1 protein-coding gene is annotated in these 763 nt (G+C 63.3%); it reads left to right on the top strand.

What is annotated here, in order from left to right:
• Positions 1-5: 5 nt before the first annotated feature.
• On the top strand, positions 6-763 hold a 758-nt coding region (locus DID96_RS37870; RefSeq protein WP_148094544.1), incomplete at its 3' end, for a ferredoxin--NADP reductase.

Here is a 763-nt window from a genome sequence, read left to right as displayed (position 1 = left end):
AAGTCATGAGCAAATACGACACCGCCACCGTCCAATCCGTCCACCACTGGACCGATACGCTTTTCAGCTTCACCTGCACCCGTGAGCCGGGCCTGCGCTTCAACAACGGCGAATTCACGATGGTCGGCCTCGAGGTCGACGGCAAGCCGCTCGCGCGCGCCTACAGCATCGTCAGCCCGAACTACGAAGAGCACCTCGAATTCTTCAGCATCAAGGTCCAGAACGGCCCGCTGACGTCGCGCCTGCAGCACCTGAGGGTGGGCGACACGGTGCTGATCGGCAAGAAGCCGACCGGCACGCTCGTCGCCGACAACCTGCTGCCCGGCAAGACGCTGTGGATGCTGTCGACCGGCACGGGCCTCGCGCCGTTCATGTCGATCATCCGCGATCCGGACATCTACGAACGCTTCGACAAGGTCATCCTGACGCATACGTGCCGCCTGAAGGGCGAGCTCGCGTACATGGACTACATCAAGCACGACCTGCCGGGCCACGAGTACCTCGGCGACATCATCAAGGAAAAGCTCGTCTACTACCCGACGGTCACCCGCGAGGAGTTCGAGAACGAAGGCCGGATCACCGACCTGATCTCGACGGGCAAGCTGTTCACGGATCTGGACGTCCCCCCGTTCTCGCCGGAGCACGACCGCGTGATGCTGTGCGGCAGCACCGCGATGCTGAAGGACACGACCGACCTGCTGAAGCAAGCCGGCCTCGTCGAAGGCAAGAACAGCGCGCCGGGCCACTACGTGATCGAGCGCGC

This window comes from Burkholderia sp. Bp8963 (assembly GCF_003854275.1).
GTDB lineage: Bacteria > Pseudomonadota > Gammaproteobacteria > Burkholderiales > Burkholderiaceae > Burkholderia.
This window is presented reverse-complemented; position numbering and strand designations above follow the sequence as displayed.